The sequence below is a fragment of the Kerstersia sp. genome, assembly GCF_052103615.1.
In the GTDB taxonomy this organism is placed as follows: domain Bacteria; phylum Pseudomonadota; class Gammaproteobacteria; order Burkholderiales; family Burkholderiaceae_B; genus Kerstersia.
Window position 1 is genome coordinate 1 of sequence record NZ_JBQEKA010000109.1, and the last position, 9,609, is coordinate 9,609.

Genomic DNA, 9,609 nt, shown 5'->3' on the forward strand with positions numbered 1-9,609 from the left:
TCATGTGCATATCCCCAAAGGAATCGCTGACGTCGCCGGCATCGAAAAAGACGCTCATGCCCAGGATATCGGTGAAGAAATGCATGTATTCGATACTTGCCACCGCCAGGGTGGCGCCACCTACCGTCGCGCCATGCGATTCCTCTCCAATCGACATGTAGCGATAGCCGCGCACGGTACGCGCGCCCCCGGTACGGAACCCGAAATCATCCGGCACGCGGGTACGGCGCTGGGACCAGACCTTGCCCGCTTCACCGCGCATGGTCAGAACATCGCGCGGGCCTATCGGCCACCACTGCTGCAGGCGCAACGAGGCGCGGGTATAAGGCTGACCATCGTCCAGCGTCAAACCGATGCCGCCTTGCAGGTCAATGACATTGCCCTTGCGCGGATCATATTTGTCATTGACATCAATACGCGTCCAGCCGGCCGTCCCTGTGAACGTAGGCAGGTTATCGGTTTCCGTGTCGCCAATCTTGATCCGGTCATGCGCCAGCAGCATACCGAAACGCGTTTCGTATTCCACCGGGTTATCGCCCTTGCCGTAGCGGGTACGCGTGCGCGTGGCGCCCAGGGCATAGCGAGTCACATCCAGACCTTCAATATCCGAACGCCGCACCAGCAAACCAATACTGTCTTTCTGGCCCTGCGCGGTCGGCGGCAGGTAAAAATCCACAAAGGCCCGCTGGCGTTTGCGGTCCAGCCCCAGGCCGGTTTCCATGGTCACCGGATAGCCCAGCACCACATTCTGCTTGTAAAGCGTCTCAAAGCGCACGCCGACATCATCATCAACGCCCAGCCCGACGGCGACTTCGCGCGCGGCCGCTTCCGAGACCGAGACCTTGACCGGAACAATGACATCCCCCGGCAAACCGGGCGGCGGCGCGTCTGCCGCCAGGGTATCGGGCGTTTCATCCTGCCCGGGCATCACGAAGGCGCCACGGAACAGATTGGTTTCCTGCAACTCCTGCTGCCAGTTTTCGAATTCCGCCCGGTTATACAGTTCCAGCGGCGGGTACTCGACGTAGCGCGTCACCAGGCGTTCCGGCACACGCTTGAGCCCTTCTATTTCCAGTTCGCCCAGACGTACCCGCGGGCCGCTATCGACCAGCACATTCAAGGCTACCCGCGCTGTCAGCGGGTCCACATCCGCGCTGGTATGCGCCAGCCGCGCCTGATAGAAGTCGCGCGCCGATACGCTTTCCAGCAGGGCCGTCTTGGCCTTGCTCCAATCGTTATTGATGAAGACTTGCCCTTCCGGCAGCTTCCAGGCCTGCACCAGCGCTTCGCGGCGTTCGTCGTAATCCTCGCCCTCGATGCGGCCCTGGAAGCGGATATCCACGTCTGACACCGTCGCGCGCTTGCCGGGCTGGATTTCGATATCCCAGGTTTCGCCAGCGACGTCCTCGCCAGCCTCCAGGGTCACGACCGGACTGAAATATCCTTGTGTCGCCAACGCCGACAGCACCGCTTCACGCGCCCGGCGCCGCAGGCGCGATGCCTCGCCGCCATCCTCGTCATCATCCAGCCGGGCAATCGCATCCACGGCTTCGTGGATGATCCCCAGCACTTCAGGCGGCAGGCCGCCCGGATCTATGGTGACTTCCGGCCTGGCCCAGGCCTGGACGCAAAGCAGGGAAAGCAGGCTGGCGCATGTCAGTCTGGCCGCGAAACGCATGGTTCAAGCCCCTTTGACCACGACTGTCGGGATTTTCATAGAACGATCACGCGGCAGACGCGCCACACTGGCGGCAAGACGCTGGGCAATCTGATGATAAATGGCGGCAGCCGGGCCATCCGGCTCGGCCACGACACTGGGGCGTCCGGCATCGGCCTGCTGGCGGATGGCCAGCGCCAGCGGCAGGCTTCCCAGGAACGGCAATTCGAATTGCTCGGCCAGCGCCTTGCCGCCGCCGTCGCCAAATATATGTTCGGCATGCCCGCAGTTCGAGCAAATATGCACGGACATGTTTTCCACCACGCCCAGCACCGGCACCTCCACTTTCTCGAACATGCGCACGCCGCGGCGCACATCCAGCAGCGCCAGATCCTGCGGCGTCGTGACGACCACAGCGCCCGTCACCGGCATCTTCTGCGCCATGCTGAGCGCGATGTCGCCCGTGCCCGGCGGCATATCGACAAACAGGTAATCGAGATCCGTCCAATTGGTCTGGTTCAGCAACTGGTCCAGCGCCTGAACCACCATTGCCCCCCGCCAGATCGCCGGCGCATCAGGCGCAATCAGCAGACCGATGGAATTGGCCTGCACGCCATAACCGACCAGCGGATCCATGGTTTTGCCATCACTGCTGCCGGGCTTGCCTTCCAAAGACAGCAAGGTGGGCACGCTGGGGCCATAAATATCCGCGTCCAGCACGCCGACGCGCGCGCCCTGAGCAGCCAGCGCCAGCGCCAGGTTCACCGTCGTGGTGCTTTTGCCGACGCCCCCCTTGCCAGACGCGACGGCAATGATGTTGCGGATATTGGGCAGCGGCTTCAAGCCGCGGTGCACCACATGAGTCTGCACCCGCCACCCCAGGCTGACTTGCGCCTGGGCAGCGCCAGCGCGGCGCAAAGCGTCCACCGCTTCGGCCTGCAGCACCGTATTGGTCTTGGCCTCAGCCACGGGATATCCCAGTTCCAGACTGACGGCAACATTGTCGCCCGCGATCCGCACGGCCTGGTCCTTCAACTCATGATCCAGCGGCAATTCCGTTGCCGGATCAACAACTTCATGCAAGGCGGCGCGGATTTGCTGTATCGTCAAACTCATGTCACTATGGCTCTTGGTGGTGTATCTTCAAATGCTGCCGGGAATAACCGGCACCGGCCCTACAGAATAGCGGATCGGCCAACGGTTCCGCCGATTTACCTTGCAACGGGAACTTTTCACCACGCCAGCCCTCAGTCCTATACCATGACCGATACTATCGCACGCTTCTTCCGTTACGTCCTGCTGTTCACGCTGGGACTGGTTGGCCTGTTCATGGCGCTGATATTCATGATTTCCAGCGCCATTGCGGTCGGCATTCTCTATATCTGGGCCCGTCTGCGCGGCCGTCCTTTTGGCGTCAAGGCATACTGGCAACAGCGCAGCGCTGGCCGCAGCGCGCCGGCCCAGGGCTGGCAGCCGCCCCGCCGCCCCTACGGCAAGCCCGGCAAGGACGAGATCATCGACGTTCAGGTACGCGATCTGCCCTGAGCGCGCTTGGGCGCTGGCCCAGCTACCAGCCGTTACACTTCCAGCCCCTGCTTTTCCTGCCACGACGCTTCCTGAGCTGCCCGCGCAGCTTCTGCCTGTCATGACACGGCTCCCGGCGCCTCTGCTGCCTGGCGCGCCGCCCACTGCCGCTGCATGCCGGCAATCCGCCCTGTCAGCGCCAGTACCGCCATATCCAGCGGAATGCTCAAGACATCCACGATCTGCGTCATGACATTCACGGCCTGCAGGGCCGGCAAGGTATTCGCTTGCAAGCCCAGCCGGAATGCCAGATGGCCCACGAGGCCAGTCAATATCCAGAAGAACCACCACCAGCGCAAGAGTCCCGGCACGCGGACGGCGCGCCAGGCAGCCGGGTTCGCGCTCACCTGCCAGATCTCTTTCATGGCCCGGTAGGGCTTCCAGAAATTGACGATAGGCACGAAATAGCAGCCCACCGCCCATCCCGGCGAATAATGCATGCTCTCCCCAACCTGGGCATTGGCATTCCGGTTGGCAAAATAAATCCACCGGCCTATCGTCACCATCAAGACCAGCAGCATGGTGGTTTGCAGAACGCCCAGCACAGCCTGGCGCTCATCACTGGCGCCAGCAGCGGCAATGGCCTCGGCCTGCGTTTCGAAGACCGCATGGCCCAAATCGCTCAGCAAGCGGAATTCGGCGATATCTGACAACCAGGACACGGCGCACAGCGCCATGTCGGCAAACAGCAGCCGGCGTATCCATTTGGTGGCGCTGGCCAGATCCCTGACTTCCGCCTGTGATTTACACATACCGGCCTTCACCGTGCCCACCCATCCAGGAAGAAAAGGGAATGATACCTCTTACGCCCTGAGGGCTGCCCGCCCAGGGCCGCCTCCCGGAGGCAGTCCTGGCATATTGGGAAACATCTCCGCCTAAAGAAATGCAAAAGCCCCGGCAAAAACGGCAGATGCCAGCGCAAACCATGCGCTGGCATCTGTCAGACGGTCAAACGGGTAGCAGGGCTGCGCAATGCCTGCGCTCAGCCCTGCGGTTCCGCTCAGGCCGGGATTTCGGCCTGTCCTGCCGCCGGCTGGCGGATCAGATAATCGAAGGCTCCCAATGCGGCCTTGGCGCCCTCACCCGCAGCAATGATGATCTGCTTGTAAGGAACAGTCGTCGCGTCACCGGCGGCAAACACGCCTGCCAGCGACGTCGCGCCACGCGCATCCACTTCGATCTCGCCATGCTTGGAGAGATTCAACGAACCCTTGAGCCATTCGGTGTTGGGCACCAGGCCGATCTGGATGAACACGCCAGCCAGTTCGACCTGGCGGCTGTCACCACTCTTGCGGTCTTTATAGACCAGGCCATTGACCTTCTGGCCGTCACCCACGATTTCCGTGGTCTGGGCATTCATGATGACTTCGACGTTCGGCAGGCTGTAAAGCTTGCGTTGCAGCACGGCATCAGCGCGCAGGGCGTCACCGAACTCAATCAGCGTCACATGACCCACCACACCAGCCAGGTCGATCGCGGCTTCGACGCCGGAGTTCCCGCCGCCGATGACCGCCACGCGCTTGCCCTTGAACAGCGGGCCGTCACAGTGCGGGCAATAGGCGACGCCATGGTTGCGGTATTCACGCTCGCCCGGCACGTTGATTTCACGCCAGCGGGCACCGGTGGCCAGAATGACCGAACGGCTGCGTAGTTCCGCGCCATTTTCCAGCTTGACCGACAGCAGGCCGTCGCCCTCTTCCAGGCCCACCACGCGCTGCAGATTCATGATGTCAACGTCATAGGACTTCACGTGCTCTTCCAGCGCCGCAGCAAAGCGCGGGCCTTCGGTATGCGGCACCGAGATGAAGTTTTCGATTGCCATGGTGTCGAGCACCTGGCCGCCGAAACGCTCGGCGACCACACCCGTACGGATACCCTTGCGCGCCGCATAGACCGCCGCCGCAGCGCCAGCCGGGCCGCCGCCGACGACCAGCACATCGAAGGCATCCTTGGCATCCAGCTGGGCAGCCTTGCGAGCGGCAGCGCCGGTATCGAGCTTGGCGAGAATTTCCTCAACCGAAGAGCGCCCCTGGCCAAAGACTTCGCCATTCAGGTAAACCGTCGGCACAGCCATGATCTGGCGCTGCTCGACTTCGTCCTGGAACAGCGCGCCGTCAATCACAACGTTGCGGATGCGCGGGTTGATGACAGCCATCGCATTGAGCGCCTGCACGACATCAGGGCAGTTCTGGCAGCTCAGCGACATATAGGTTTCAAACTGATACTCGCCGTCCAGGCTGCGGATCTGCTCAACGACTTCCGGCTCGAACTTGATCGGATGGCCGCCAGCCTGCAACAGGGCAAGCACCAGCGAAGTGAATTCATGGCCCATGGGGATAGCGGCAAAACGGATGCCGATATTCTCGCCAGGGCGATTGATACTGAAAGACGGCTTGCGCACGTCTGCGTCGTTGCGTTCGACGTAGCTCACGCGTTCGGACAGCGCTGCAATTTCCTGCAGCAGTTCACGCAGCTCCTTGGACTTGGCGCCATCGTCAAGCGACGCAACGAGCTCTACCGGCTGCGTGACACGTTCCAGATAGGCTTTCAATTGATTCTTGAGGTTGGCATCCAACGACATGAGAAGCTCCGGTATTCAATGATGTGTATTCGTGGCAGCATGCCTTATGGGCATGACACCGCTGTTGCCGGGACAGCACCGCTGCCCTGGCCGGGGGCTGGCCACCAGGCCGGCCCCCGCGACCCGCCCCGTCATCGGGCGCGGACCGTTTTTCTCTCCGGCTCTTTGCTGGGAGATTAGATCTTGCCGACCAGGTCCAGCGAGGGGGTCAGCGTGGCTTCGCCTTCCTTCCACTTGGCGGGGCAAACTTCGCCCGGGTGGCTGGCGACGTACTGGGCAGCCTTGACCTTGCGCAGCAGTTCGCTGGCGTCACGGCCGATGCCGTTGTCATGGATTTCGCACAATTTGATCTGGCCTTCCGGGTTGATCAGGAAGGTGCCGCGCAGGGCCAGGCCTTCTTCTTCGATCAGCACGTCGAAGTTGCGGGCCAGGGTAGCGGTGGGGTCACCGACCATGACGTATTGCACCTTCTTGATGGCTTCCGAGGTGTCGTGCCATGCCTTGTGGGCGAAGTGGGTGTCGGTCGAAACGCTGTAGATTTCAACGCCCAGCTTCTTGAATGCTTCGTAGTGATCAGCCAGATCTTCCAGCTCGGTCGGGCACACGAACGTGAAGTCGGCAGGATAGAACACCACGACCGACCACTTGCCGGTCAGCGATGCGTCGCTGACTTCGATGAACTTGCCATTTTGGTACGCTTGAGCCTTGAACGGTTTGATCTGGGTATTGATAAGAGACATGGTGATGATCCTGTTGTCTGGGTTGAACATGTCGGCGCCGTTGCCGGTACCGCTCTTGCAGGCATATAGTGCCCTTTCTTTTCAGATATGAAAAGTGAATTAATTCTATCTCATTGATTGATTTTTTCAATGACACCGGCATGACGCCCAGCGTGTGCCGGATCACCCATCCTGGCACGGCGCAAGCGCGCTTCTGCCGTTCCAGCATAGTGCTGTGAGATCCGGCCCATCTTGCTCACCGTCAAAACCGTACGCTTTACCGGGCCTGACGGCACAAAGCGCCGCCAGGCCCTAAAATGGCCGAACCGGCTCGATCCGGCCGGCTTTTCTTCAACCTTTTTATAGTCGCCATGTCACGCACACTGTTCGTAACGACCGCCCTTCCCTATGCCAACGGCTCTTTCCATGTGGGCCACATCATGGAATACATCCAGGCCGACATCTGGGTGCGGGCGATGCGAATGGCGGGACACACAGTGCATTTCGTCGGCGCCGATGACGTCCACGGCGCGCCTATCATGCTGAAGGCCGAAAGCGAAGGCATCACGCCGCAGGAACTGGTGGCGCGCTATGCCGCCGAACGCCCCATGTATCTGGATGGCTTCCATATCCGCTTTGACCACTGGCACAGCACGGACTCGCGCGAGAACGTCGAGCTGTCGCAGCAGACCTACCGCAGCCTGCGGGATGCCGGCCTGATCGAAACCCGCACCATCGAGCAGTTCTATGACCCGGTCAAAGGCATGTTCCTGCCCGACCGCTATATCAAAGGCGGCTGCCCCCGCTGCAAGGCGCCTGATCAATATGGCGATGCCTGCGAAGTCTGTAGCGCCGTTTACAGCCCGACCGAATTGATAGACCCATATTCGACGCTGAGCGGCGCCCGTCCGGTACTCAAGCAATCCGAACATTTTTTCTTCAAGCTGTCCGACCCGCGCTGCGTGGCATTCCTGAAAGAATGGACCACAGGCAGCAATGCCCAGGGCGCGCGCCACCTGCAAGCCGAAGTGCTGGCCAAGACCCGCGAATGGCTGGGCGGCGATGGCGAAAGTGAAAGCGGCCTCGCAGATTGGGATATTTCCCGCGACGCGCCGTATTTCGGCATTGAAATCCCGGATGCGCCGGGCAAGTATTTCTATGTCTGGCTGGATGCCCCGGTCGGCTACCTGGCATCGCTCAAGGCTTATTGCGTCAAGCAAGGCCTGGATTTCGACGCGCTGCTGGATCCGGCGGGCAAGACCGAGCAGATTCACTTCATTGGCAAGGACATCGTCTATTTCCATGCCCTGTTCTGGCCCGCCATGCTGAAATTCGCTGGCCGCAAGACGCCGGATCAGCTCAATGTGCACGGCTTTATCACCGTCAGCGGCGAGAAAATGTCCAAGAGCCGCGGCACCGGCATTTCACCGCTGCGCTATCTGCAGATAGGCATGAATGCCGAATGGATGCGTTATTACATCGCCGCCAAGCTCAACAGCAAGGTGGAAGATATCGACTTCAATCCAGAAGACTTCATCGCCCGCGTCAATAGCGACCTGATCGGCAAGTACATCAATATCGCCAGCCGCGCCGCCAACTTCATCGCCCGCCATTTCGACGGCAAGCTGGCCTACCGCGGCGACGAAGCGGCGCTGTCCGCCAGTTTTCAAGCTGCCGCCGAACAGATGCGCGCCGATCTGGAAGCGCGCGAATATGGCCGCGCGATCCGCGAAGCCATGGCGCTGGCCGACCGCATCAACCAGGAATTCGACACCGCCCAGCCCTGGGTGCTGGCCAAGAACTGGCAAGAGGCCGACGCTGAACGCCAGGCTGCGCTGCAGGATATCTGCTCGCGCGCGCTGGCCGGGTTCAAGGCGCTGACCGTCATGCTCAGCCCCATTCTGCCCGAACTGTCGCAACGCGTGGCCAGCGAGCTGTTTGGCCTGAACCGCAGCTTCGTCTGGCAGGATGCCGGTGAGCTGCCCCGCAGTGTTGCGCCGTTCAAGCACCTGATGCAGCGCGTCGCCCCCGAGATGCTGGATCAGCTCTTCGAGCCGCCGGCAGCGCCGGTGGTGGTGCCTGGCGGCGAGCCCATTGCCGAAACCATCAAGATCGACGACTTCGCCAAGATAGACCTGCGCATCGCGCGTATCGTGGAATGCAAACGTGTCGAAGGCTCCACCAAGCTGCTGCAACTGACACTGGATGCCGGTGAAGGCCGCCACCGCAATGTGTTTTCCGGCATTCAATCGGCCTATGAACCGGAACAGCTGGTCGGCAAGCTGACCGTGCTGGTCGCCAACCTGGCGCCGCGCAAGATGAAATTCGGCGTCTCCGAAGGGATGGTGCTGGCTGCCAGCCATGCTGACGACAAGGTCGATGCCGGCCTGTATATCCTCGAACCCTGGCCTGGCGCGCAGCCCGGCATGCGCGTCGGCTAAACCCGCAAACCGCACAGCAAACAGCCCCGCGATCTAGCCAGATCGCGGGGCTGTTTTTCTTTATCCTGGCGCGTTCCCGGCGGTCCCGTCAATCCGGAGGGAGAGGGCGCGGCCCAAGCGTCAGGGCTGGTCTCAGGCAGCGTCCTGACGCGTCAGCGGACGGGGCGCCAAAGCCGGATCCAGGGTTTCACGTTCGTCGAACACAAAACAGGTGCCGTGATAGCCCGGCCCCCCGGTTTCCTCGAAGTATTTGAGAATGCCGCCATCGAGCTGATAGATATGCTCGATACCTTGTCCGGCCATATAGATGGCTGCTTTTTCGCAGCGGATACCGCCAGTGCAGAAGCTGACAATGGTCTTGCCCTGCAGCTCGTCTTTATGCGCCTGGACGGCCTCTGGAAACTGAGTGAAACGGTCAATACGCCAGTCCAGCGCGCCATCGAAAGTACCGGCATCGACTTCAAAGGCATTGCGCGTGTCGAGCATGACCACCGGGCGGCCCGCATCATCACAGCCTTGTTCCAGCCAGCGCGCCAGGGTACGTGGCGCCACCGCAGGCGCACGCCCGCCCTCAGGGCGGATGGCAGGCTCGTTCATCCGGATGATTTCCCGTTTGATGCGCACTTT

At 61.3% G+C, this 9,609-nt stretch carries 8 protein-coding genes; 2 read left to right on the plus strand and 6 right to left on the minus strand.

Annotated elements, in window-relative coordinates; all coding sequences use genetic code 11:
* Window positions 1-1,678: autotransporter assembly complex protein TamA (locus ACTJGZ_RS14900; RefSeq protein ID WP_441663688.1), on the minus strand; the 1,678-nt coding region annotated here is incomplete at its 3' end.
* A gap of 3 nt (window positions 1,679-1,681) precedes the next feature.
* Window positions 1,682-2,773 (minus strand): iron-sulfur cluster carrier protein ApbC, encoded by a 1,092-nt coding sequence (apbC, locus tag ACTJGZ_RS14905; RefSeq protein WP_441663689.1) that lies wholly within the window; start codon window positions 2,771-2,773, stop codon window positions 1,682-1,684.
* A gap of 144 nt (window positions 2,774-2,917) precedes the next feature.
* Between apbC and ACTJGZ_RS14910 the strand changes: the two genes are divergently transcribed.
* On the plus strand, window positions 2,918-3,202 hold the full coding sequence (locus tag ACTJGZ_RS14910; RefSeq protein ID WP_441663690.1) for a hypothetical protein: 285 nt from the start codon (window positions 2,918-2,920) through the stop codon (window positions 3,200-3,202).
* 98 nt (window positions 3,203-3,300) lie between these two features.
* Here the strand turns inward: ACTJGZ_RS14910 and ACTJGZ_RS14915 are convergent, their stop codons facing one another.
* The 3 genes from ACTJGZ_RS14915 to ahpC all read right to left on the minus strand — a co-directional run bounded on the left by ACTJGZ_RS14915 (window position 3,301) and on the right by ahpC (window position 6,562).
* Window positions 3,301-3,993, minus strand: a complete 693-nt coding sequence (locus ACTJGZ_RS14915; protein ID WP_441663691.1) for a DUF4328 domain-containing protein — start codon at window positions 3,991-3,993, stop codon at window positions 3,301-3,303.
* A gap of 248 nt (window positions 3,994-4,241) precedes the next feature.
* The gene (gene ahpF, locus ACTJGZ_RS14920; RefSeq protein WP_441663692.1) at window positions 4,242-5,822 is read right to left on the minus strand and encodes an alkyl hydroperoxide reductase subunit F; all 1,581 of its coding nucleotides are present in this window, start codon (window positions 5,820-5,822) and stop codon (window positions 4,242-4,244) included.
* Between the two features lie 176 nt (window positions 5,823-5,998).
* Window positions 5,999-6,562 carry an alkyl hydroperoxide reductase subunit C gene (ahpC, locus tag ACTJGZ_RS14925; protein WP_441663693.1) on the minus strand — a complete coding sequence of 188 codons (564 nt, stop codon included), beginning with the start codon at window positions 6,560-6,562 and terminating at the stop codon, window positions 5,999-6,001.
* A gap of 350 nt (window positions 6,563-6,912) precedes the next feature.
* Between ahpC and metG the strand changes: the two genes are divergently transcribed.
* Complete coding sequence (gene metG, locus ACTJGZ_RS14930) at window positions 6,913-8,982, plus strand: methionine--tRNA ligase (RefSeq protein ID WP_441663694.1); 2,070 nt, start codon at window positions 6,913-6,915, stop codon at window positions 8,980-8,982.
* Between the two features lie 132 nt (window positions 8,983-9,114).
* Here the strand turns inward: metG and ACTJGZ_RS14935 are convergent.
* Window positions 9,115-9,609 (minus strand): rhodanese-like domain-containing protein (locus ACTJGZ_RS14935; RefSeq protein WP_441663695.1); only part of this gene is annotated, 495 nt, incomplete at its 5' end.

What these genes read in the sequence shown, in the direction of transcription:
- metG (WP_441663694.1), top strand. Translation starts at nt 6,913, where the DNA reads ATGTCACGCACACTGTTCGTAACGACCGCCCTTCCCTATGCCAACGGC.
- ahpC (WP_441663693.1), bottom strand. Translation starts at nt 6,562, where the DNA reads ATGTCTCTTATCAATACCCAGATCAAACCGTTCAAGGCTCAAGCGTAC.
- ahpF (WP_441663692.1), bottom strand. Translation starts at nt 5,822, where the DNA reads ATGTCGTTGGATGCCAACCTCAAGAATCAATTGAAAGCCTATCTGGAA.
- ACTJGZ_RS14915 (WP_441663691.1), bottom strand. Translation starts at nt 3,993, where the DNA reads ATGTGTAAATCACAGGCGGAAGTCAGGGATCTGGCCAGCGCCACCAAA.
- ACTJGZ_RS14910 (WP_441663690.1), top strand. Translation starts at nt 2,918, where the DNA reads ATGACCGATACTATCGCACGCTTCTTCCGTTACGTCCTGCTGTTCACG.
- apbC (WP_441663689.1), bottom strand. Translation starts at nt 2,773, where the DNA reads ATGAGTTTGACGATACAGCAAATCCGCGCCGCCTTGCATGAAGTTGTT.